The organism is Enterobacter cancerogenus (assembly GCF_019047785.1).
Lineage (GTDB): Bacteria > Pseudomonadota > Gammaproteobacteria > Enterobacterales > Enterobacteriaceae > Enterobacter > Enterobacter cancerogenus.
This window is the reverse complement of sequence record NZ_CP077290.1, coordinates 1,407,315-1,430,263: the sequence shown is the minus strand read 5'-3', so window position 1 is coordinate 1,430,263 and position 22,949 is coordinate 1,407,315. Positions and strand designations below refer to the sequence as shown.

The 22,949-nt window shown below is 58.8% G+C and carries 22 protein-coding genes and 1 pseudogene; 14 read left to right on the top strand and 9 right to left on the bottom strand.

Translation table 11 applies throughout. The features are described 5' to 3' along the window. The first annotated feature begins 104 nt into the window (after positions 1 to 104). Both I6L58_RS06695 and I6L58_RS06690 read left to right on the top strand, forming a co-directional pair. A complete protein-coding gene (locus I6L58_RS06695) occupies positions 105 to 443 on the top strand; it encodes a type II toxin-antitoxin system RelE/ParE family toxin (RefSeq protein ID WP_088207750.1) in 339 nt (112 codons plus the stop codon). Then, on the top strand, positions 415 to 702 hold the full coding sequence (locus I6L58_RS06690) for a helix-turn-helix domain-containing protein (protein WP_088207749.1): 288 nt from the start codon (positions 415 to 417) through the stop codon (positions 700 to 702). Before I6L58_RS06695 ends, I6L58_RS06690 begins: the two co-directional genes overlap by 29 nt. Positions 703 to 751: 49 nt before the next feature. On the opposite strand, the gene nfsB is transcribed toward I6L58_RS06690, so the two are convergent. From nfsB to I6L58_RS06675, 3 genes are all read right to left on the bottom strand, one after another. Continuing rightward, a complete protein-coding gene (gene nfsB, locus I6L58_RS06685; protein WP_006177019.1) occupies positions 752 to 1,405 on the bottom strand; it encodes an oxygen-insensitive NAD(P)H nitroreductase in 654 nt (217 codons plus the stop codon). A 120-nt stretch (positions 1,406 to 1,525) separates the two neighbouring features. Then, positions 1,526 to 1,894, bottom strand: coding sequence for an MmcQ/YjbR family DNA-binding protein (locus tag I6L58_RS06680; protein ID WP_088207748.1), 369 nt, complete (start codon positions 1,892 to 1,894; stop codon positions 1,526 to 1,528). Continuing rightward, on the bottom strand, positions 1,884 to 2,474 hold the full coding sequence (locus I6L58_RS06675) for a TetR/AcrR family transcriptional regulator (RefSeq protein ID WP_042320908.1): 591 nt from the start codon (positions 2,472 to 2,474) through the stop codon (positions 1,884 to 1,886). Before I6L58_RS06675 ends, I6L58_RS06680 begins: the two co-directional genes overlap by 11 nt. A 191-nt stretch (positions 2,475 to 2,665) precedes the next feature. Here I6L58_RS06675 and I6L58_RS06670 point away from each other — a divergent pair, with 191 nt between their 5' ends. The 3 genes and pseudogenes from I6L58_RS06670 to I6L58_RS06660 form a co-directional block, all read left to right on the top strand. Continuing rightward, positions 2,666 to 3,769, top strand: a complete 1,104-nt coding sequence (locus tag I6L58_RS06670; RefSeq protein WP_088207747.1) for an MBL fold metallo-hydrolase — start codon at positions 2,666 to 2,668, stop codon at positions 3,767 to 3,769. A 33-nt stretch (positions 3,770 to 3,802) separates the two neighbouring features. After that, complete coding sequence (locus I6L58_RS06665; protein WP_088207746.1) at positions 3,803 to 4,144, top strand: RamA family antibiotic efflux transcriptional regulator; 342 nt, start codon at positions 3,803 to 3,805, stop codon at positions 4,142 to 4,144. Positions 4,145 to 4,261: 117 nt separating this feature from the next. After that, a pseudogene (locus I6L58_RS06660) lies at positions 4,262 to 4,488 on the top strand (enterochelin esterase); the annotation flags it as partial. Here I6L58_RS06660 and I6L58_RS06655 read toward each other — a convergent pair. After that, positions 4,474 to 4,722 (bottom strand): DUF1158 domain-containing protein, encoded by a 249-nt coding sequence (locus tag I6L58_RS06655; RefSeq protein WP_006177025.1) that lies wholly within the window; start codon positions 4,720 to 4,722, stop codon positions 4,474 to 4,476. The pseudogene I6L58_RS06660 and the gene I6L58_RS06655 overlap by 15 nt on opposite strands. Positions 4,723 to 5,207: 485 nt before the next feature. On the opposite strand from I6L58_RS06655, the gene I6L58_RS06650 reads away from it, so the two are divergent. The 3 genes from I6L58_RS06650 to I6L58_RS06640 all read left to right on the top strand — a co-directional run bounded on the left by I6L58_RS06650 (position 5,208) and on the right by I6L58_RS06640 (position 12,200). Next, positions 5,208 to 7,916 (top strand): cation-transporting P-type ATPase, encoded by a 2,709-nt coding sequence (locus I6L58_RS06650; RefSeq protein WP_088207745.1) that lies wholly within the window; start codon positions 5,208 to 5,210, stop codon positions 7,914 to 7,916. A gap of 114 nt (positions 7,917 to 8,030) precedes the next feature. Then, positions 8,031 to 9,095 (top strand): efflux RND transporter periplasmic adaptor subunit, encoded by a 1,065-nt coding sequence (locus I6L58_RS06645; protein WP_006177027.1) that lies wholly within the window; start codon positions 8,031 to 8,033, stop codon positions 9,093 to 9,095. Positions 9,096 to 9,104: 9 nt separating this feature from the next. After that, positions 9,105 to 12,200, top strand: a complete 3,096-nt coding sequence (locus tag I6L58_RS06640; RefSeq protein ID WP_088207744.1) for an efflux RND transporter permease subunit — start codon at positions 9,105 to 9,107, stop codon at positions 12,198 to 12,200. Here I6L58_RS06640 and I6L58_RS06635 read toward each other — a convergent pair. Beyond that, complete coding sequence (locus I6L58_RS06635) at positions 12,190 to 13,311, bottom strand: YbdK family carboxylate-amine ligase (RefSeq protein WP_088207743.1); 1,122 nt, start codon at positions 13,309 to 13,311, stop codon at positions 12,190 to 12,192. The genes I6L58_RS06640 and I6L58_RS06635 overlap by 11 nt on opposite strands. A 231-nt stretch (positions 13,312 to 13,542) precedes the next feature. Between I6L58_RS06635 and I6L58_RS06630 the strand changes: the two genes are divergently transcribed. Next, complete coding sequence (locus I6L58_RS06630) at positions 13,543 to 13,860, top strand: YebG family protein (RefSeq protein ID WP_006177030.1); 318 nt, start codon at positions 13,543 to 13,545, stop codon at positions 13,858 to 13,860. 109 nt (positions 13,861 to 13,969) lie between these two features. Here the strand turns inward: I6L58_RS06630 and I6L58_RS06625 are convergent, their stop codons facing one another. From I6L58_RS06625 to I6L58_RS06615, 3 genes are all read right to left on the bottom strand, one after another. Continuing rightward, positions 13,970 to 15,802 (bottom strand): glycoside hydrolase family 15 protein, encoded by a 1,833-nt coding sequence (locus I6L58_RS06625; protein WP_006177031.1) that lies wholly within the window; start codon positions 15,800 to 15,802, stop codon positions 13,970 to 13,972. 246 nt (positions 15,803 to 16,048) lie between these two features. Continuing rightward, positions 16,049 to 16,636, bottom strand: coding sequence for a DUF4142 domain-containing protein (locus I6L58_RS06620; RefSeq protein WP_088207742.1), 588 nt, complete (start codon positions 16,634 to 16,636; stop codon positions 16,049 to 16,051). Positions 16,637 to 16,836: 200 nt separating this feature from the next. Further along, a complete protein-coding gene (locus tag I6L58_RS06615; protein ID WP_006177034.1) occupies positions 16,837 to 17,718 on the bottom strand; it encodes a LysR family transcriptional regulator in 882 nt (293 codons plus the stop codon). Between the two features lie 103 nt (positions 17,719 to 17,821). Between I6L58_RS06615 and budA the strand changes: the two genes are divergently transcribed. From budA to I6L58_RS06590, 5 genes are all read left to right on the top strand, one after another. Next, on the top strand, positions 17,822 to 18,601 hold the full coding sequence (gene budA / locus I6L58_RS06610) for an acetolactate decarboxylase (RefSeq protein WP_217060254.1): 780 nt from the start codon (positions 17,822 to 17,824) through the stop codon (positions 18,599 to 18,601). A 57-nt stretch (positions 18,602 to 18,658) separates the two neighbouring features. After that, complete coding sequence (alsS, locus tag I6L58_RS06605) at positions 18,659 to 20,293, top strand: acetolactate synthase AlsS (protein WP_006177036.1); 1,635 nt, start codon at positions 18,659 to 18,661, stop codon at positions 20,291 to 20,293. A gap of 20 nt (positions 20,294 to 20,313) precedes the next feature. Next, entirely contained in the window at positions 20,314 to 21,084 is a 771-nt protein-coding gene (locus I6L58_RS06600) for a (S)-acetoin forming diacetyl reductase (RefSeq protein WP_042320920.1), read from the top strand. 130 nt (positions 21,085 to 21,214) lie between these two features. Beyond that, complete coding sequence (locus I6L58_RS06595; RefSeq protein WP_042320923.1) at positions 21,215 to 21,688, top strand: cold-shock protein; 474 nt, start codon at positions 21,215 to 21,217, stop codon at positions 21,686 to 21,688. Positions 21,689 to 21,796: 108 nt separating this feature from the next. Beyond that, positions 21,797 to 22,492 (top strand): GNAT family N-acetyltransferase, encoded by a 696-nt coding sequence (locus I6L58_RS06590; RefSeq protein ID WP_088207741.1) that lies wholly within the window; start codon positions 21,797 to 21,799, stop codon positions 22,490 to 22,492. A gap of 51 nt (positions 22,493 to 22,543) precedes the next feature. Here the strand turns inward: I6L58_RS06590 and I6L58_RS06585 are convergent, their stop codons facing one another. Further along, complete coding sequence (locus tag I6L58_RS06585) at positions 22,544 to 22,762, bottom strand: YgdI/YgdR family lipoprotein (RefSeq protein WP_006177040.1); 219 nt, start codon at positions 22,760 to 22,762, stop codon at positions 22,544 to 22,546. Positions 22,763 to 22,949: the final 187 nt, after the last annotated feature.

The following is a 22,949-nucleotide window of genomic DNA, read 5'->3' as shown; positions in this document are numbered from 1 at the left end:
GTCCAGCATCTCCTGAATGATGCAGGTAAGGTAAATCACGAAAGGCAAAATTAGCCTTTAATGCAAATTGCCTTATATGTTAATATTTTCAGGGATGAATAAAGATGTTCAGACTCATCGTCCATGAGGCCGTGAGGGAAGAGATCCTCGCGTTGCCCGCCGTGGTTCAGGCGAAACTGATTCGCCAGCTTGATAAATTACGCGCTAATCCGACGGTTTTGCGTGAGCCTGACAGCAAGCCATTGCCGCATGGCTTGTTTGAAATACGCACCGTCGGGCTTATCCAGAGCCGTGGGATATACGTCTACCAGCGTGAGAGAACCCTTTTTCTTTTGCGCGTGTTTATCATGAAGACGCAGAAAACGCCGTCTGCGGAGATAAGTCTGGCACTGAAACGGCAACAGGAGATGTTGGATGAGCAAGAAAATAATCGACTGGGATGAGTTGAGAACCGAGCTGTTAAGCCACGAAGACGTGCAGGCCGCATTTAACGCAGAAGAGCGCAAAGCGCGTCTGCAGGAGATGCTGGCGCAGTGGCGAAGCCATGCAGGCCTGACGCGTGCACAGGTTGCGGAACGGATGGGGGTCAGTGCGCCAACGGTGTCACGAATGGAAGCCAACATCACGCGAGCGAGCCTTGATACGTTAACGCGTTATGCGCTGGTATGCGGAGTGAAGCATCCGCAGATTACGCTGTATTGAACCCTGTTCAACCTACTTGTAATGGGCCGCTACGCGCGGCCCATGGTTACTAGCACTCGGTCACAATGGTGCTCAGCGGCAGGCGAGATTTTGGCAGCGTGGCGTTGAAATCTTCCACGCTGTGGTGGCCAACCGGTACCACCACCAGGCTGGTGAAGCCTTTCTCTTTCAGGCCAAACTCTTCGTCGAGGATCGCCGCGTCGAAGCCTTCAATCGGCACCGCGTCCAGACCCATCGCGGCCACGCCCAGCAGGAAGTTACCCACGTTCAGGTAAACCTGTTTTGCCATCCACTGGTCGTCATCTTTCAGATCCACACGGTGCATGTCTGCAAAGTAGCAGCGGCCTTTGTGGTTTGCAGCTTTCGCTTCCGGCGTGGCGAAACGCCCGTCAGCTTCTTCCTGATCCACCACGCGCTCCAGCCATGCATCGTCCATCGCAGTTTTGGCGCAGAACACCACCACATGAGAGGCATCCAGCATTTTGCGCTCGTTGAACACATAGGTACCCGCAGCAGATTTCGCCACGCGCGCTTTGCCTTCCTCAGTGCTGGCAACAATAAAGTGCCACGGCTGGGAGTTCGTGCTGGACGGGCTGTACTGCAGCAGGGTTTTGATTTTTTCCGCTTCTTCTGCGGTCAGTTTTTTGCTTGCGTCGAACGCCTTGGCAGAGTGGCGTTTCAGGGCGACAGAAATGATATCCATAACAACTCCTGGTAGTAAAAATCGCCCGCATGTGGGCGCGAAAGGAAAGCAGATTACAGGGCGACGCGGAAAAAGATAAGTGCGATTCGAGCGCTTATTCTGTTCGTCTCAGACGAACAATCAGACGGGGCGTATCCGCTTCTGGTCCTTCTTCGCCAGCTTATCGACGACCAGATGCCACGAATCGTGGATGAAATCGGTCACCACGTCGGGCGTGATATCGTCGGTGCCGTAGAGCGAAATCCAGTGCTTTTTATTCAGGTGATAGCCCGGCTCCACGCCGCGGTAGATCTGCTGATTGAGCAGCGATTTTTCCGGATCGGATTTCAGACTGACGTGCGGACGCCCGTGAGCGACCGCGACAAGCATAAAAATCTTGCCGCCGACTTTAAACACGTCGAACTCCGGGCCGAACGGCCAGCAGTGCTCGGTGAACGGCAACTCCAGCGCCACGCGCATCGCGTGTTCCTGTAATGATTTACTGTCCATCGGTGTTCTCTATGGCGAGCGCGCGCCACATGGCCTCAAAGCCGAGCGCTTTAAAATCCACGGCACGGGACGGATCGCGGGTGGCGAATTCCATGGTGGTCTCGGCCAGCGACAGGAAGATGGCATCGCCGAAGGTTTTAAATTCGTCGGACATAAATACCGGGCGCACCGAGCGGCGGCACAGTTCATTCAGCTCCGGAAACATGTCGTGAACGGCCTGTTCGGTCTCAGTGGAAATTTTCTCGCTCACACCAAGCTGGCGGATCGCCCCGTGAGCCGCCGGGTTACGAATCCCCCAGTCCACATAGCTGTTCCAGATGTTGCGGGTATGCTCTTTTGGCAGGGTGATCGAGCGGTCAAGGTTCGCCATCATGGTCTGGCAGAGATCCTGCTTCAGGTGCAGGTAGAGGGCATTCAGCAGATCGTCTTTGGTAGCAAAGTAGCGAAACAGCGTGCCTTCGGCGACCCCGGCACTACGGGCGATGGTCGCCGTTGAGGCGGCAATGCCTGACTGTGCAAATGCAGCGGTTGCTGCCTCCAGTAAGGCCTGTTTTTTATCTTCACTCTTCGGACGTGCCACCAAATTCTCCTCTTTGTCAATTGTAAAAAAACGTATTGAATCATGCGCGTCAGGCTGCTGCAACGCGGAATGTCAAAGATCGAAAACATCTTGACGATATATTCATCGTATCTATAATGAGTGCTTACTCACTCATAATCAAGTGTCATCCGCGCAAACCATTGGAAGGGGCGCGTCGGCGAGTCGGGAAAATGAAAAAGCCTCTATTCATCTGCGTGGTGTTTGTCATGATTATTGCTTCAGCTGCAAGTTTACCCTTTGTCCTGAACGCCGGATTTGGCCAGCCGCCGCAGGGAGAACAGCTCTCCGGGTTGCAAGCTTCGCCCCAGTATCGCGACGGGGCGTTTCACAATGCACTGCCGACGCCGGGCTACAACGGCGACAAAAATATGCTGGTGGCGATGTGGGAGTTTCTGACGAAAAAAACCGAAAACGCCCGTCCCGCGCAGCCGCTGCCGCTGGTCAACACCGATCTCGCCAGCCTGCCGCTGGCGCAGGATACGCTGGTGTGGCTGGGGCACTCGTCCTGGTATCTGCAGTTAGCGGGGAAACGCATCCTGATCGATCCGGTCCTGGGCAACTACGCCGCGCCGTTCTCGTTCCTCAACAAAGCCTTTGAGGGGGACTACCCGTGGTGTGCCGCGAGCATGCCCGAGATCGACCTGCTGATCATTTCGCACGATCACTACGACCATCTGGATTACGCCACCATCAAAGCGCTGCTGCCGAAGGTGAAGCGCGTGGTCACGCCGCTTGGCGTGGGTTCACATCTGCGCTACTGGGGGATGGACCCGACGATTATCGACGAGCGCGACTGGAACCAGTCGGTACGCATCAGCGAGGCGCTAACCGTGCACGTTCTGCCTGCGCGCCACTTCTCCGGGCGCGGCATCAAACGCAACCAGACGCTGTGGGGCAGCTTTATGTTCGTCACGCCTGAACAGAAGGTGTACTACAGCGGTGACTCCGGCTACGGGCCGCATTTCCGGGATATTGGCGAGCAGTTTGGCGCAGTCGATCTCGCGATCATGGAAAACGGCCAGTATGACCAGGACTGGAAGTACATTCACATGCTGCCGGATGAAACGGCGCAGGCCGCCGCGGATCTCAATGCCAAAGCGGTGGTGCCGGGCCATAACGGACGGTTTGTGCTGGCGAAACATACCTGGAACGATCCGCTGATCCAGCTCGCAAAAGCCAGCCGCGACAAAGGCTATCGGCTGTTAACGCCGGAACTGGGCGAGCCGGTCCGCGTGAATGATACCGCTCAGCAATTTCGCCCGTGGTGGGAATAAATGATGAATCAAAGAGCAGAAGGAGAGCGCAACATGACTATTTCCGCTCAGGTTATCGACACTATCGTCGAATGGATCGACGACAACCTGCATCAGCCGCTGCGCATAGAAGAGATCGCCCGCCACGCGGGTTACTCGAAGTGGCATCTTCAGCGGCTGTTTATGCAGTACAAAGGGGAGAGTCTGGGGCGCTATATTCGCGAACGCAAGCTGCTGCTGGCGGCGCGCGACCTGCGCGAATCGGACGAGCGGGTGTATGACATCTGCCTGCGCTACGGCTTTGACTCGCAGCAGACCTTTACGCGTATTTTCACCCGCACGTTCCACCAGCCGCCCGGGGCTTACCGCAAGGAAAATCATACCCGGGCGCATTGAAAATAATTCCCATTTGCATTAGCGTGAGTGCAAATTTTATCTGGGAACACGCGGTAATGAAGAGCGCATGGAGTGGATTGTTATTAGGGATCGGCGCGCTGCTGCTCCGTGCAGGCGGTGGCGTTGCGCTATCCGCGGCTGTTTGGCAATGTGCTGAGCCTGTCTGGCTCCTACTGGTGGGCACCGAAAGGGGAAGCGCCCGGCTGGCTGACGCGTCAGTATCAGCAGTCGCCGCTTTACCCGGTGCGTTTCTGGCTTCAGGCCGGCGAGTTTGAACAAGCGGGGCCTGGTGTGAAGCGCTGATCCACGGCATGCGCGATTTCACCGGCTTACGACGCCAGTGAAAACCAGCGGCGCCAGACGAAACGCAGGATAACGAATTCGATGGCGCCGAGCAGCAAGAACCACAGACAGAAGAGAATGGTGTAAAGCTGGTTCAAATCGACCATGTGGAAGGTGACCACCAGCTTTTGCGCCAGCACCAGCCCCAGTGAAGGCGCAGGCAGCAGCAGGCAGGAGAGCAGGGCCAACAATAAAATGCCGCCTGCGGTTAGCAGCGATTCTAACGGGTGTTTCATGATAATGTTAATCGTCAGTTAAAAATGTCATTGTCCGGCATCCTCGAACGTAAAGCAATATAAACCCCGTCAGCGATTTTTAATTAAAACGCTGCTTTTAGCCGCAAATAAATTCCTCCGGAAGAATAAATAACGGCCCGCAATTCAATTATTATCGCGTTCTGTAAATAAACGTCTGTATTACGAAAATAATTTTACAAAGCTATAGGTGCTGTAGCCAATTAACGTAGCAATAACAATGGCTGCGACAATGTATAACGCCAGGCGGCGACCGCGATAAATACCAAACATGCTTCCTCCTCGTTTAATGTTGGTTTAGAAATATTTTGTAAAAATCAGCTTATCGAAATAGTTTTAAACAGTTTTGAATAACCCGGCAGTAATTATATTGCGGTAGATCAAATTAACCCGCAAGCATTAAAAATGAATTTATTAAGCCAGAAAGGAATTCAGGCTTCCGTCCACCGGAAATTAAAGGAAAGAAAATGACCAAAAAAAATATTTCTCAGAACATGCCGCCCGCGGGCAACAACGCTTTTCAGCAGACTGTCGAGCAGGTGCTGGCGCACCAGCAGACGCAGCCGCAGGGGCTGGATCGCGCTGAAGCGCAGGCGCGCCTGCAGAAAGTGGGGCCAAACGCGCTGCCTGAGAAAAAGGGCAAGCCGGGCTGGCTGCGTTTTCTGGCACACTTTAACGACGTCCTGATCTATGTCCTGCTGGCGGCAGCCGTATTAACGGCGGTCATGGGCCACTGGGTCGATACGCTGGTTATTCTGGGCGTGGCGGTCATCAATGCCTTAATTGGCCACATTCAGGAAAGTAACGCGGAAAAATCCCTGCAGAGTATTCGAAATATGCTCTCCAGCGAGGCGCGCGTTATTCGCAATGGTAATCACGAAACCATCCCGACCACCGACCTGGTGCCGGGCGATATTGTTGTGCTGCGCGCAGGCGATCGTATTCCGGCGGATATGCGTCTTATCGAAGCGCACAATTTACGCGTTGAAGAGGCTATTCTCACCGGTGAATCAACGGTGGTGGATAAACACACCCAGCCGCTGAGCGGCGAATTACCGCTGGGCGACCGCACCAACCTGGTCTTCTCGGGGACAACCGTTAGCGCGGGCGGTGGCGTCGGCGTGGTCATTGCCACCGGGCAGGAGACCGAGCTTGGTCACATCAACCAGATGATGGCGGGCATTGAAAAACACCGCACGCCGCTGCTGGTGCAGATGGACAAGCTGGGCAAAGCGATCTTCGTCATTATTCTGGCGATGATGGCCGCGCTGTTTGTCTTCAGCCTGGTCTTCCGCGACATCCCGATGGGCGAGCTGCTGCTCTCCCTGATTAGCCTGGCGGTTGCTTCTGTACCAGAAGGTCTGCCGGCGATTATCTCCATTATCCTTTCTCTGGGCGTGCAGGCGATGGCGCGTAAGCGGGCAATCATCCGCAAACTGCCAACGGTGGAAACCCTGGGGGCAATGACCGTGGTCTGCTCGGATAAAACCGGTACCCTGACCATGAACGAAATGACGGTGAAAGCGATCATCACCGCCGACACCTGCTACCGCGTGGACGGCAACAGCTACGAGCCGGTAGGTAACATCTATCTGGAAGGCAGCGACGAGCCGGTGCAGATCCAGCCGGGGACCGTGCTGGAGCAGTACCTGCGCACCATCGACCTGTGTAACGACAGCCAGATGATTCAGGATGAGCGCGGCCTGTGGGCTATCACCGGGGGGCCAACCGAAGGCGCGCTGAAGGTGCTGGCGGCGAAAGCCAACCTCGCGCCGGTAATGACGACGCTGGTCAACAAAATCCCGTTCGACTCGCAGTACAAGTACATGAGCACCCACTACCAGATTGGTAGCGAGGAGCAGATCCTTATCACCGGTGCGCCGGACGTGATTTTCGCCCTGTGCGAGCAGCAGCAGACCCGCAACGGGACCGAAGCGTTCAACCGCGCGTACTGGGAAACCGAAATGGAGCGCTATGCCCGTCAGGGGCTGCGCATGGTTGCCGCAGCGTTTAAGCCAGCCAACGGCGAAACGGCGCTCACGCACGACGACCTGAATACCGGCCTGATCTTCCTCGGTATCGCCGGAATGATGGATCCGCCGCGTCCGGAAGCCATCGATGCCATTCATGCCTGCCAGCAGGCGGGGATCCGCGTCAAGATGATTACCGGGGATCACCCGCAGACGGCGATGAGCATCGGCCAGATGCTGGGGATCACCAACAGCGAGCAGGCGGTTACCGGCTATCAGCTGGAGAAAATGAGCGATGCCGAGCTTGCCGATGCGGCGGTGAAATATGACATCTTCGCCCGTACCAGCCCGGAGCATAAGCTGCGCCTGGTGCAGGCCCTGCAGGACAAAGGTGAGATTGTCGGCATGACCGGCGACGGTGTGAACGATGCCCCGGCGCTGCGTCAGGCGGACGTCGGTATCGCGATGGGCATCAAAGGGACGGAAGTCACCAAAGAGGCGGCGGATATGGTCCTGACGGACGATAACTTCGCCACCATCGCCAGTGCGGTGAAAGAGGGGCGTCGCGTGTACGACAACCTGAAAAAGACCATTCTGTTCATCATGCCGACCAACCTGGCGCAGGGGCTGTTGATTGTGATTGCGCTGCTGGCGGGGAACATTATTCCGCTGACGCCGGTCCTGATCCTGTGGATGAACATGGCGACCTCCGCCACGCTCTCCTTCGGCCTGGCCTTTGAAGCCGCCGAGCGCAACATCATGCGCCGTCCGCCGCGTCAGACCGGACAGCACGTGATGGACGCCTACGCCGTCTGGCGCGTGGCCTTCGTCGGCACCATGATTGCGATTGCGGCGTTTGCCCTGGAAGCCTGGCTGGCCCCGCGCGGCCACAGCGCGGAGTTCATCCGCACCGTGCTGCTGCAGATGCTGGTGTGTGCGCAGTGGGTGTACATGATTAACTGCCGTAACACCGAAGGGTTCTCCCTGAACCGCGGTCTGCTGGCGAACAAAGGCATCTGGCTGGTCACGGGCGTGCTGTTCCTTCTTCAGGCGGCCATCATCTACCTGCCGTTTATGCAGATGCTGTTTGGCACCGAAGCGCTGCCGCTGCGCTACTGGTTCGTGACGCTGGCGGTTGCAGGGGTGATGTTCTTCATCGTTGAAATCGAGAAGCGACTGACCCGCAGGTTCCGTAAGGCTGCATAACCTAAAACCTGACCCCTCACCCTGCCCTCTCCCCAAAGGGGAGAGGGTATAAATGTTCCCTCTCCCCTTTGGGGAGAGGGTTAGGGTGAGGGGAAAATCCCTGAGGTACTCCCCATGAAACTCCCACTCCTGTTCGCGCTTCTCGCCTGCACCCTGCAACCCGCTTTTGCCGCCGCCATTCCCGTGCGCGTGGCCGCCGTAGAGCAGACCGCCCACGCCGCCGAGCGGCAGATCCCTGGCCGCATCGAGGCTATCCACACCGTGGAACTGCGCGCCCGTACGGAAGGGGTGATCACCAACATCCACTTTCGCGACGGGCAGTACGTAAAAAAAGGTGACGTGCTGTTCGAGCTGGACGACGCCGAGCCGCGTGCCGCCGTGCGTCTGGCGCAGGCCGAGGTGACCAGCGCCGAAGCCACGCTGCGTCAGGCGCAGCAGCAGCTTTCCCGCTTCGAAAGCCTGGGCAGCAGCAACGCCATCAGCCGTCACGACGTGGATAACGCCCGCATGCAGCGCGACGTTGCCCGCGCGGCGCTGGAGCAGGCAAAAGCCCGGCTCGAAACCCGCAACGTCACCCTGGCCTACACCCGCATCATCTCGCCGATTGATGGCCGCGTGGGCCACAGCCAGTTCCACGTGGGCAGCCTGGTCAACCCCGGTAGCGGCGTTCTGGTGGAGGTGGTGCAGCTTGACCCGATCCGCATCGCGTTTGCGCTGGAAGAGGGGGCGTTTGCCACCAAGGCCGGGCAGCACGCCGATATCAGCGCCATGAAGCGTGCCTGGCAGGCGCTGATCGACAGTAACGGCCAGCGCGTTCTCGGGGAATTAACCTCCGTGGACAACCGTATCGACCCCCGGACCGCCAGCGTGATGTTGCGCGCCGAGTTCGCCAACCCGCGCCATCAGCTGCTGCCCGGCGGTAATGTGAACGTTTACCTGCGCCCGGCAAGCGTTCAACCGGTTATGACGCTGCCCGCCGCGGCGGTCCAGCAGAACGGTGACGGATTCTTTGCCTGGGTAATAAACGCCGATGGCAAAGCCGAAAAACGCCCGCTGACCATCGCCGGGCAGATGGGCCAGCAGTTCCAGATTACCTCCGGCGTTAAGCCGGGTGAGCGAGCGATTACTGACGGCGCGCAGCGCGTACAGCCTGGCGCTGCCGTCCAGATACTGAACTAAGGAGCCATCATGCTGACGTTTTTCATCAAACGCCCGCGCTTTGCGATGGTGATTGCGCTGGTCATCACCCTGCTTGGTGCCATTGCGCTGCGCATTATTCCGGTGGAACAGTATCCGCAGATCACGCCGCCGGTGGTGAATGTCTCCGCGAGCTGGCCCGGTGCCAGCTCGGCTGACGTGGCGGAAGCCATCGCCACGCCGCTTGAGACCCAGCTTAACGGCGTGGATCACATGCTTTACATGGAATCCACCAGTTCGGACGAGGGCAGCTATAGCCTGAACATCACCTTTGCGGCAGGCACCGACCCGGATCTGGCCGCCATCGACGTGCAAAACCGCGTGGCGCAGGCCCTGGCGCAACTGCCCGCCGAGGCGCAGCAAAACGGCGTGCAGGTGCGCAAGCGCGCCACCAACCTGATGATGGGGGTAAGTCTTTACTCACCGAACAACACCCACACGCCGCTGTTTGTCAGCAACTACGCCAGCACCCAGGTGCGCGAGGCGCTGTCCCGCCTGCCGGGGGTCGGTCAGGTGCAGATGTTTGGCGCGCGTGACTACAGCATGCGCATCTGGCTGCGTCCGGATCGCATGAACGCCCTTAACGTCACCACCGACGACGTGGCGCAGGCATTGCGCGAGCAAAACGTCCAGGGCGCGGCGGGCCAGGTCGGCACGCCGCCGGTGTTTAACGGCCAGCAGCAGACCCTGACCATCAACGGGCTGGGGCGCTTAAGTCAGGCCGGGGATTTTGCCGACGTGATCATACGCGCGGGGGAGATGGGGCAACTGGTGCGCCTGAAGGACGTGGCGACCATCGAGCTTGGCTCGCGCAGCTACAGCTCCGGCGCGCAGCTCAACGGGCATGACTCCGCCTACCTCGGTATTTATCCCACGCCGTCCGCCAACGCCCTGCGCGTGGCCGATGCGGTACGCGCCGAGCTGGAGCGGCTCTCAACGCGCTTCCCGGACGACCTCACCTATGAGGTGAAATTCGATACCACCTCCTTTGTGGCCGCCACCATCAAGGAGATCGGCGTCTCGCTGGCGCTGACCATGTTGGCCGTGGTGGTGGTGGTCTCCCTGTTCCTGCAGAGCTGGCGCGCAACGCTGATTGTTGCCCTTGCGATCCCGGTGTCGCTGGTGGGGACCTTTGCGGTGCTCTACACGCTCGGTTACTCCGCCAACACGCTGAGCCTGTTCGCCATTATTCTGGCGCTGACCATGGTGGTGGATGATGCCATCGTGGTGGTTGAGAGCGTCGAAACGCTGATGGCGGAAGGGCAGAGCCGCACGGCGGCGACCGCGCTGGCGCTGCGCCAGATTGCCGGGCCGGTGATTGCCACCACCCTCGTGCTACTGGCGGTATTTGTGCCGGTGGCGCTGCTGCCGGGCATCGTCGGCGAGCTGTACCGTCAGTTCGCGGTCACGCTCTCTACCGCCGTCACGCTCTCAAGCCTGGTGGCGTTGACGTTAACGCCCGCCCTGTGCGCCATGCTGCTGCGTCCGCGCCCGGCGCATCCGGCCGCCATTTTCCGCGGCTTCAACCGCGGGCTGGATGCCACGCGCAATGCTTACACCCGCATGGTGAGCGCGCTTAACCTGCGCCCGTGGCTGGCGGTGCTGGCAACCGCAGGGGCGGCGGCCATCGTCGTGTTCAGCTTTATGTCGATGCCAAAAGGCTTCCTGCCGCAGGAAGATCAGGGGTACTTCTTCGCCAGCGTCCAGCTGCCGGAGGCGGCGTCGCTTGAGCGTACCGAGGCGGTGATGACCACCGCGCGCGAGCTGATCGCCAAAAACCCGGCGGTGGAGGATGTGATTCAGGTCTCCGGGTTTAACATTCTTAACGGCACCAGCGCCTCTAACGGCGGCTTTATCTCCATCATGCTGAAGGACTGGAGCGAGCGCCCGCCGCTGGACGAGGTGATGGGCACTTTGCAGCGCCAGCTTCTGGCCCTGCCGGAAGCAACCATCATGACCTTCGCGCCGCCGACGCTGCCGGGGCTGGGCAACGCCTCCGGCTTCGACCTGCGTATTCAGGCGCAGGCGGGGCAAAGCCCGGCGGAGCTGGAGCGCGTAACCCGCGAGGTGCTGGCGAAAGCGAACCAGCACCCGCAGCTGAGCCGCGTGTTCACCACCTGGAGCAGCAACGTGCCGCAGCTTACGCTGACGGTCGATCGCGAGCGTGCGGCCCGTCTCGACGTGCCGGTCTCGCGCATCTTCAGCAGCCTGCAAACTGCGTTCGGGGGGACGCGCGCCGGGGACTTCAGCGTGAACAACCGGGTCTACCACGTGGTGATGCAAAACGAGATGCAGTGGCGCGAGCGCGCAGAGCAAATCAGCGAGCTGTTTGTGCGCAGCAACGGCGGCGAACGCGTGCGCCTGAGCAACCTCGTCACCATCACGCCGAGCGTCGGCGCGCCGTTCCTGCAGCAGTACAACCAGTTCCCGTCCGTGTCGGTGAGCGGCTCGGCGGCAGACGGGGTGAGCAGCAGCACGGCGATGGCGGTGATGGGCCAGATCCTGGCCGCGAACCTGCCCGCCGGGTATGACTACGCCTGGAGCGGCATGTCGTATCAGGAGCAGCAGACCGGTAATCAGGCGATCTGGATCGTGCTGGCGGCGGTGGTGATGGCGTGGCTGTTCCTCGTCGCCCAGTATGAGAGCTGGACGCTGCCCGCGAGCGTGATGCTGTCGGTGCTGTTCGCCATCGGCGGAGCGCTGGTGTGGCTGTGGATCGCCGGATACGCTAACGACGTGTACGTGCAGATTGGCCTGGTGCTGTTGATCGCGCTGGCCGCCAAGAACGCCATCCTGATCGTTGAGTTTGCCCGCGCGCGGCGCATGGACGGAATGGCGATTGTCGATGCGGCGCGGGAAGGGGCATCACGCCGCTTCCGTGCGGTAATGATGACCGCCGTGTCCTTTATTATCGGTGTCCTGCCGATGATGCTGGCGAGCGGGGCAGGTGCCCAGAGTCGACGCATCATCGGTACCACGGTGTTCAGCGGCATGCTGGTGGCGACCGTGGTCGGCATCCTCTTTATTCCGGCGCTGTTTGTGCTGTTCCAGCGCCTGCGTGAGTGGGGGCATCGCCTTACGGGCTAGTGGCCCACAGTTCGCTGTGTTTCTGCACTAAGGAGATGAGCGAGCCACCGTCTGCAATGAAGTCCCGCATGCGCTGCGCCTCGCTCTTGCCCTGTTTCAGCATCAGGGCAATTTCTTTTATCGCGCTGGTCGCGCCGAGCTTCTCGGCCGACGGCGCAACCTGCTCCAGCAGCCAGGCAATATCTTGCGCCACGGTTTTGTGCTCCCCGGTATGCACGTCCGTCAGGATCCCTTCCAGCCCGTAACGGCACGCCTGAAAACGGTTGAAGCGGTACAGCAGAAAATCTTTTTCCTGATGCTTATAGGGCCGCGTGGTCAGCAGCCAGTGCGACGTCGCCTGAATCAGCCCGGCGATGTTGATCGCATGACCGAGCGTCAGCGGCGTATCCATCACCCGCACCTCAACGGTGCCAAAGTGCGGGCTGGGGCGGATGTCCCAGTGCAGATCTTTAATGCTGTCGATCATGCTGGTGCTGCTCAGGCGGCGGAACAGCCCTTCAAACTCCTGCCAGCTGTTGACCCACGGCATCTGACCGTTGTCCGGGAAGCCCGAGAAGATATTCAGGCGCGATGAGGCAAATTTAGTGTCCGTTCCCTGCATGTAGGGCGATGAGGCCGCCAGCGCGATAAAGTGCGGCACAAAACGCGACAGGCCGTGCAGCAGGTAAATGGCGTCATCCCCGGTCCGGCAGCCCACGTGCACGTGCTGGCCAAACACCGTGGCCTGCAAAATCAGATAGCCAAAGCGCTCCAGCGTGACGTTATAGCGCTCGTCGTCGCACACTTCCTGACGCTGCCACTTCTGAAAAGGGTGCGTCCCGCCGCCGCAAATCTGAATGTGCTGTTCTGCCGCCGCACGCAGAATGCTCTGCTGCATCACTGAAAACTGCGCCGCCGCCTGGTCGATGTTATGGCACACGCCGGTGGCAATCTCGAGCATGCTCTCGGTGATGTCGTGTTTGACCTCGCCGCCTTTGATGTCGTGCTCAACGGCGGCGATAAGGGCGGAGGAGTCCTGGCTCAGGTCGTAGCCGGGCGGGTTGACCACCTGGAGTTCAAGCTCAATGCCAAGGGTATAAGGATCAGAGGAATGAAAGTCGGGTAAAGGCATGGTGCACTCCGTTGTCTGGTTTTCAGTGAGTATAGACAACGAAGCCGTTTCTCCCCGCAAGCGAAGCCTTAGCGAAAACATTAGCGAAAGCCGACGCGTTACTGTACGCGGCCAAACGCGCGGGTAAAAACCGGGTCTGTACCCGCGGTGATTCCTGAGGTCAGCACATTTTAGCTGCAACAAAAATCCGGAACTGCTATACTGTATATAATTACAGTATGGAGGTGCAGAATGGCTGTTGAAACAAAATTCGTTGTCGTTAGAAAAGGTGAAGAGAAAATGACATTTGCCAGTAAGAAAGAGGCTGACGCTTACGACAAAATGCTCGACATGGCAGATGCGTTCACCGACTGGCTGTTACAAAGCGAAATGCAGTTGGATGAAACGCAGGCTGAAAATCTGGGGCTGTATCTTGCCGAGCAGAAAGAGGCCGTGCAGCATATTCTGCGTACCAGCAAGCTGCCCGACCTGAAGGCGGCCACTGCAACAGATAACCCTGAGTCAGAGGCGGCTGGCAGTAAAAAAATCAGAGCCGTGAAAGCAGCCTGAGCGCCAGACCAAAACGCTGAACCTGCCGCCGCGAGCTGTTAACCGCTCGCGGCGTTTTGTTGCGCGCCGGGAGCCACCACGGCGTTGCCTGCGCCCGGGATGACGTTGGTTAATCGGAACCGTGATGCTCGCTGATGGCCTGCGCCGCGCAGATAAGGGCGAGATGGCTCAGCCCCTGGGGCATATTGCCCACCCATTCGCCGGTGCGGGTATCAAACATCTCATTGAAGGTTTCGACATTGCCGCGATGGCACAGCGTCTTCAGAATCTCCTCCATGATCTCTTCGGCCACCGCCGGATCGCCCATCGACGCCCAGGCCTCTGCCAGCCAGAATGAGCAGGCGATAAAAGTGCTTTCCTCCTGCTCAACGCCGCTGTAGCGGTAGACCATCGCGCTGTTATGACCCAGCTCGCGCGCAATAGCCTGATAGGTCAGCTTCATGCGTTTCGGGTTGACCTTCACACCGTAGCGCGAAACCAGGGCAAGTGAGGCGTCCAGCTTCCCGCCGTCCCCGACGTAAAAGCAGTAGGACTGATGGGCTTCGGACCAGCAGTGCTCTTCAACCCAGTCGCGGATGCGGTCCCGCTCGCGTTTCCAGCGCGCCTTCCAGGTAGGTTCGATGTGGCTGGCCTCCGCCAGCACCACGGCGCAGTCCAGCGCCAGCCAGCAGGACATTTTAGAATGGGTGTAATGCTGCTCGTCCGGCAGCTCCCAGATCCCGGAGTCCTTCATGCGCCAGCGGTCGGCGCACTGATTGGCAAGGTGCCCGAGGAAGCGTGACGTGCCCGTATCCAGAATATGGCCCGCCTCAACAAACAGCTTTGCCACCCCAAGCATATCGGCATACATGCTCAGCTGGCGCTGGTTACGGGCGTTATTGCCAATGCGCACCGGCTGCGAATTGCGGTAGCCCTGCAGTTCTGCGTACTGCTCCTCCGGGACCAGCTCGCCTTCGAGGGTGTAACAGGCCCGCATCTCCGGGCCGTGTTTGATAATGGTTTTCGACAGCCAGGAAAACGCTGCCTTACACTCTTCAAGGGTGCCCAGATAGGTAAAGGCTTTGATGATCAGGCAGGCATCCCTGACCCAGGCAAAGCGATAGTCATAGTTTTTTTCGCCGCCGATCCCTTCCGGCAGGGAGGTAGTGGCCGCTGCGGCCAGCGCGCCGGTTGGCGAATACCAGAGGAACTTCAGCGCCAGCGCAGAGCGGATAACGTGATCTTTGTACAGACCGTCATATTTAAGCCCGTTCACCCAGTCCTGCCAGGCGGTGTGGCTGGTTTCGATACGGTTATCAATGGCCTGAATGTCCGGCACGGCCAGCGGTTCGCTCTGGGTCACGAGCAGGGCGACTACCTCCCGGCTTCCCTTCTTCAGGGTGATCTCCGCTTCGATCTCCTCGTCATCGGCACGGGTGATGACAACGTTTTCGCTGGTGTGCAGCATCGCCATGAGATCGCCGATATGGTAAACGCTGCCCTTAAAGGTGTCTGACCGCCAGGGCGATCGCGTTTCGATCATCGTGCCGAACCGCAGATGCAGCCGGAAAGGGACAGTCCCGCGCACGCCCTCGAGCCGCCGCGCCAGTTCACTCCAGGGCAGTCGTCCTGCCAGGGTGCTGTTGATCGATTCCGTTAACAACACCGCGCCGTCATCCGTCTCAAAGCGGGTTTCCAGCACGTTGCTGTCCTCGCGATAAGCGCGAGTGACGGTGTAATCAACCGCGGGTGTCAGGCTGAAAAAGCCGCCAATGGTCGGGTCCAGCAGGCGATCAAAAAGGGGCGGCGAGTCGAGATTCGGTGCGCCCCACCAGTCGATCGAGCCATCCGGCGCGATGAGCGCCACGGAGCGGCCCTCACCGATCGCGGCATAATCCCCCAGACCAATAAACCCTTCCTCGCGTAACGGCATTGTGTATTTTGCATTTTTCAAATGAGTCATCCCTTATGTCCGGCACAGCAGACCGCGTTGTCGTCACGTTGTGATGGTGCCCATAAAGCCTGGCATACTGTGATGAATATCGCGCTTTCAGGAGGAGGATTTGAGCATTGAGCGGGGTGGAGAGGGGGAGAAGACAGCATGTACCCTGGGCCTGGCGGTAGCCAGAAGCGGTCCTTCGCATTGTGTGCGCCATGCTGCCTGGTGGGCGTTCAGGACGCAGCACCCTGCGCCCGGTGAACGACCCGTTTACTTATCTGCGGACAACTTCATCTTTTCTGCAGACTCGAGATGCTGCTCAACAACCGGAGTGTGCGCGTCGGCCAGAGCCTTCACGTCCGGGTCCTTGATATTTTTGGCGTCGCTCTGCAGTTTTGACAGCACCATCTTGTGATCTTTAGTACCGGCGTTTTCCATATACATTTTGTCAAAGGCGCTGCCGTTCTCTTTTTCCAGCTTGTCGGCCATCGCCTTGTGGCTGGCATCTGGCTCGGTTGGCAGGGTGACGCCTTTTTGTTTAGCGACTGTCTCTACTTTTTCCAGCGCGCTGCCGTGATCGTCAACCATCTTCTGCGCGAAGGCTTTCACCTCGCTGCTCTGGGCCTTGTCCAGCGCGATTTTGGCCGCGGCGACCTCATTGATATTGGCCTGCGCCATGTCCTTGAGCGCTTTTTCGTCGCCGGAACTGAGCTTACCCATCGATCCCGTTGAGCTGGTCTGGGCGGAGGCGTCACTCTGCGCGGCGCTCGTTGTCTGGGCATACGCGCCGAAAGTGCTGAACATCGCGGCTACAGTTGAGGCAACGAGCAGCCCTTTTACGGTTTTACACTTTTGCATGTCGTTCTCCTGATGGTCATGGGTAGGGTTGATGTCAGGTAAAGAGTCGTGCAATGGTCAGTATAGTGTATTGACAGGGGGCGGCAGCAGATTGCGCTTTGATCCTGGTAGAAGGGCGGAAGAAATGACTGATGCAGGGGAGCTTTCGCCATGCCTGATGCGGCGAAACAAACCCAGCTCATGCAAGCGCCGCACCGCCGTTACGCCGCGCTCAGCATCGCCAGAAATCGTTTTACCGTGCGGGAACGTTCAAACCGCCGCCAGCAGATGGCGATATCGGTAAACAGGTCGGGGGTGGTCAGCGCGTGATAGGTCACATCCGGCGGAGAAATTGCCGCCATTGACTGTGGCACCAGCGCGAATCCGCCGCCTGCCGCAACCATACTCAGGGAAGAAGAGAGCTGCGAGGCCTGCAACGTGGTGTGCATATTGATGCCCGCGCGTGCGCAGTAGTTGTAAACCCGGTCGTACAGCCCCGGCGCGACCTCCTGCGGAAACAGAATCACCGGCGTGTCCCGCAACGCCTCCAGCGCCAGCGCATCACGGTCTGCCAGCGGATGGGCGCGATGCAGCGCCACCACCATCGGCTCCCGATCGAGGATTTTCAGGTCAAACGCCTTGCTGCTGTCGCACGGAAGACGCACGAAGGCGATATCCAGCTCCCCCTCCGCCAGCATCGCCATCAGCGATGCCATATTGGCTTCCACCTGGTGAACCGTTACCGCCGGGTTCTGCACCTGATACTGGCGGATCAGGGTGAAGATTTTGGGGTGAAAGGCATCTGAACTGGTGATGCCAATCGACAGGCTGCCGTTCAGCCCGCGTGCGATCCCCCGTGCTTTTTCCAGCGCGGCGTCGCTCATCGCCAGAATTTTACAGGCGTCCTCGTAGAAGGCTTCCCCCGCTTCGGTCAGCTCAACGCCGCGCGTGAGCCGCCGGAACAGCGGGGTGCCCACTTCCTCCTCCAGCCGCTTGATCTGCTGACTCAGCGGAGGCTGCGAAATGCCCAGCGCGTTGGCCGCTTTGGTGAAGTGTCGCTCGCGTGCAACCGCGACGAAATAGCGCAGATATCGAAGTTCCATATCAAAAACGTCTCAAACCAGCATGGTTTCTATATTGGAACTCTCTGCTGAATCGGGTCAACATTTATTTAACCTTTCTAATAAAAGTTGAAGAGGACGCATGATGACTCATTCATCTGCCTGCGACTGTGAGGCCAGCCTGTGCGAAACCCTGCGAGGGTTCTCCGCGCAGCATCCTGACAGCGTGATCTATCAAACATCGCTCATGAGCGCCCTGTTGAGCGGCGTTTATGAAGGGGAGACCACAATAGCCGATCTGCTCCGGCACGGCGACTTTGGGTTAGGCACCTTTAACGAACTGGACGGTGAAATGATTGCCTTCAGCAGCCAGGTCTACCAACTGCGCGCCGACGGCAGCGCCCGGGCCGCGAAGCCCGAGCAAAAAACGCCGTTCGCGGTGATGACCTGGTTCCAGCCACAGTATCGTAAAGTCTTTGATACCCCCGTGAGCCGTCAGCACATTCACGACGTCATCGACCAGCAAATCCCCTCCGAAAACCTGTTTTGCGCCCTGCGTATCGACGGCAATTTTCGCCACGCGCACACCCGTACCGTGCCGCGCCAGACGCCGCCGTACCGCGCAATGACCGACGTGCTGGACGACCAGCCGGTGTTCCGCTTTAACCAGCGCAAAGGTGTGCTGGTCGGGTTCCGTACGCCGCAGCATATGCAGGGCATCAACGTGGCGGGCTATCACGAGCACTTTATCACCGACGACCGCCAGGGCGGCGGCCATCTGCTGGACTACCAGCTTGAAAACGGTGTGCTTACCTTCGGGGAGATCCACAAGCTGATGATTGACCTGCCCGCCGACAGCGCGTTTTTACAGGCCGACCTTCACCCCAGCAACCTTGATGCAGCGATCCGTTCCGTCGAAAACTAACAGGAGAACACCGTGAACAGTGATAAACAGTCACGTCAGTGGGCGCATGGCGCCGATATGATTGTCGCCCAGCTGGAAGCGCAGGGCGTGAAGCAGGTTTTCGGCATCCCAGGCGCAAAAATCGACAAGGTTTTTGATTCTCTGCTCGACTCCTCCATTGAGATCATCCCCGTTCGTCATGAGGCAAACGCGGCGTTTATGGCCGCGGCGGTCGGGCGTCTCACCGGCAAGGCCGGGGTGGCGCTGGTCACCTCCGGGCCGGGCTGTTCGAACCTGATCACCGGTATTGCCACCGCGAATAGCGAAGGCGACCCGGTGGTGGCGCTGGGCGGGGCGGTGAAGCGTGCGGACAAAGCGAAGCTGGTGCACCAGAGCATGGACACCGTCGGCATGTTCAGCCCGGTCACGAAATATGCCGTTGAGGTGAACTCGTCCGAAGCCATTGCCGAAGTGGTCTCAAACGCCTTCCGCGCCGCCGAGCAGGGCAGGCCGGGTGGGGCGTTCGTCAGCCTGCCGCAGGATATTGTCGATCAGCCCGTTACCGGGGCGATTTTACCTGCCAGCACCGCCGCGCTGATGGGGCCGGCACCGGCGTCTGCCATTAACGACGTGGCGAAGCGTATTCAGAGCGCCAAAAATCCGGTGATCTTGCTGGGCCTGATGGCCAGCCAGCCCGCCAACAGCGCCGCGCTGCATAAGCTGCTTGAGAAAAGTCGTATCCCGGTCACCAGCACCTATCAGGCCGCCGGGGCGGTAAATCAGGAGCACTTCACTCGCTTCGCGGGCCGCGTGGGTCTGTTTAATAACCAGGCGGGCGACCGGCTGCTGCATCTGGCGGATCTGATCATCTGCATCGGCTACAGCCCGGTGGAATACGAGCCGTCGATGTGGAACCGCGGCGACGCGACCCTGGTGCACATTGACGTGCTGCCTGCCTATGAAGAGCGCAACTACGTGCCCGACCTCGAACTGGTGGGGGATATCGCCGAAACGCTAAACCTGCTGGCCAGCCGCATCGATCGCAAGCTGGAACTCAGCCCGCGCGCGACCGAGATCCTCGTCGATCGCCAGCATCAGCGCGATCTCCTCGACCGCCGCGGCGCGTCGCTCAACCAGTTTGCCCTCCATCCGCTGCGCATCGTGCGTGCGATGCAGGACATCGTGAATAATGACGTGACGCTCACCGTTGATATGGGCAGCTTCCACATCTGGATCGCCCGCTATCTCTACAGCTTCCGGGCACGTCAGGTGATGATCTCCAACGGCCAGCAGACCATGGGGGTGGCGCTGCCGTGGGCGATTGGCGCCTGGCTGGTCAACCCGGGCCGCAAGGTTGTTTCCGTCTCCGGCGACGGCGGGTTCCTGCAGTCGAGCATGGAGCTGGAAACCGCCGTGCGCCTCAACGCCAACGTGCTGCACATCATCTGGGTGGATAACGCCTACAACATGGTGGCGATCCAGGAAGAGAAAAAATACCAGCGGCTTTCCGGCGTCGAGTTCGGCCCGGTCGATTTTAAAGCCTACGCCGACGCCTTTGGCGCGAAGGGCTTCGCCGTGGAGAGCGCCGACGCGCTGGAGCCGACGCTGCGTGCAGCAATGGATGTCGAGGGGCCAGCCGTGGTGGCGATCCCCGTCGACTATAGCGATAACCCGCTGCTGATGGGCCAGCTCCATCTCAGCCAGATTTTGTGAATCACGATAAGGATACAGATATGCAAAAAGTGGCTCTCGTCACCGGCTCCGGCCAGGGGATCGGTAAAGCAATCGCGCTTCGTCTGGTGAAAGACGGTTTTGCCGTTGCCATTGCGGATTATAACGAAGAGACGGCGAAAGCCGTCGCCGAAGAGATTGTCCGCAGCGGCGGGAAAGCCGTCGCCGTGAAGGTGGACGTGTCGAACCGCGAGCAGGTCTTTGCGGCGGTGGAAAAAGCGCGTACCGCCCTGGGTGGATTCAACGTTATCGTTAACAATGCGGGCGTGGCACCCTCGACGCCGATTGAGTCCATCACGCCGGATATTGTCGACAAGGTTTACAACATCAACGTGAAAGGGGTGATCTGGGGCATCCAGGCCGCGATTGACGCGTTTCGCAAAGAGGGGCATGGCGGCAAAATTATCAACGCATGCTCGCAGGCGGGCCACACCGGGAACCCTGAGCTGGCGGTCTACAGCTCCAGCAAGTTCGCAGTGCGTGGGCTGACCCAGACCGCCGCGCGGGACCTCGCGCCGCTCGGGATCACCGTTAACGCCTACTGCCCCGGTATCGTCAAAACGCCAATGTGGGCCGAAATCGACCGTCAGGTTTCCGAGGCGGCGGGTAAACCGCTCGGCTACGGAACGGAAACCTTCGCCAAACGCATCACCCTTGGCAGGCTTTCCGAGCCGGAAGACGTGGCGGCCTGTGTCTCCTACCTCGCCGGGCCGGATTCCGACTACATGACCGGCCAGTCGCTGCTGATTGACGGCGGGATGGTCTTTAACTAATAACATTATGCTCTGACATGAGTTTCCCCTGCCTGAAGGCAGGGGCTTTTTTTTGTCTGTACGGCCATTGTGCATTACACTGCGCGCTGCAAAAATTGAGTTAACGATCGACAGACAGGCGGAAGCAGCAATGAACGGTACAATCACCACGTGGTTTAAAGATAAAGGCTTTGGATTTATCAAAGATGAAAACGGCGACAACCGCTATTTTCACGTGATTAAGGTTGCCAACCCCGATCTGATCAAGAAAGACGCGGCGGTGACCTTCGAGCCGACCACCAACAACAAAGGCCTTTCCGCCTATGCGGTGAAGGTGATCCCGGAAAGCAAACACCTCTATATCGCGGGCGAGCGCGTGAAGCTCACCTCGATCAAATCTTTCGTGGTGTTCAGCGAAGAAGAGCCGGTTGAGACCAAAATCGACAAAGAGAATGCGGTGCTGTCGGTAGGGCTGCTGATGAACAGCATCAAACCGAAATCCGACAAAAAACCGGGCGAGATGCGTTCGGTGAAGAAGCTGGCGATCACCACCTTCCAGAACACGACAATGATTTTCACCGAAGATGAAATTGACATCGACGCCACGGTGAAACTGCTGAAGTAATCTTTTTGCCGGGTGACGTTAGCGCTTTACCCGGCCCCCATTTCTGGTCTTTTCGTTCTCTTTTTATCCTGCTATAACCATTCCCTTACCTTTCAGGGAGTCAACGCCGTGCCCGAAATCAATCAATATGGTCAAACCGTTAACGATATCGTCCCCGACTGGAAATGTGCGCGGGCGCTAACCCGCACGCCGCTGGTGGGCCAGTATTGTCGCCTGGAGCCGCTGGATGTAGACCGCCACGCGGCGGATCTGTTTGAGGCCTACGCGCTGGGTGATGAAAGCGACTGGACGTGGCTTGCCAGCACCCTGCCTGCCAGCGTGGAGGCCACCGCCCACTGGATCCTCGGTAAAGTGCTGGATGACGACCTGGTGCCTTTTGCCGTCATTGATTTACACACCGGGCGCGCGGTGGGGCTGGTGAGCTATATGGCGATTGAGCGGATGCAGGGGTCGGTGGAGATCGGCCACGTCACCTGGTCGCGCAAGATGAAAGGCACCCGCATCGGCACTGAGACGGTATGGCTGCTACTGAAAAACGCCTTCGAACACCGCTACCGACGGCTGGAGTGGAAGTGTGATTCGATGAATACCGCCTCGCGCCATGCGGCTGAACGGCTGGGCTTCGTCTGGGAAGGGAGACTGCGCCAGAAGCTGGTGCGCAAAGGACGCAACCGCGACAGCGATATGCTTTCGATCATTGACCGCGAATGGCCGTCGCGTGACGCGGCACTGCGCGCGTGGCTGGCGGCCGAGAATTTTGACGCGCACGGGCGGCAGCGTCAAAAGCTGGAGGCGTTTCGCTAGCTAAAAGATACTCGGGGGCAGCGCAGTAATCGCCTGCGCTGCCCGTCGGGCTTATTTCTCAATCATCTGCACAATCTGGTCCCGGTTAATAGCGTGCTCATTACCGGCAACGTCTTCATAGGTAATTAACCCGTTGTCATCATCTACCTCGGGTTTCCCGTGGGTGATAATCATCTCCCCGTTTTTCTTCTGTAAAACATAATCGCTGGAACACCCTGCAATGCTGAGGGTGATAAATGCCAGACTCATAATTGCGACAACTTTTTTCATCTTAATACCTGTTGTAATAAGGCCTGTCGTGGCCGAATGCGTGAATAACTTTCTGGTTAGCGAAATTGCGTGAACAGCAATACGCCATAGATGACCAGGATAAAAAACAGCGAGCCTGCGACAACGCGCCGCTCAAGTGTGGTGACCTCTTTTTTTGGATGACTTTCTGATGTTGGTAACACAGACA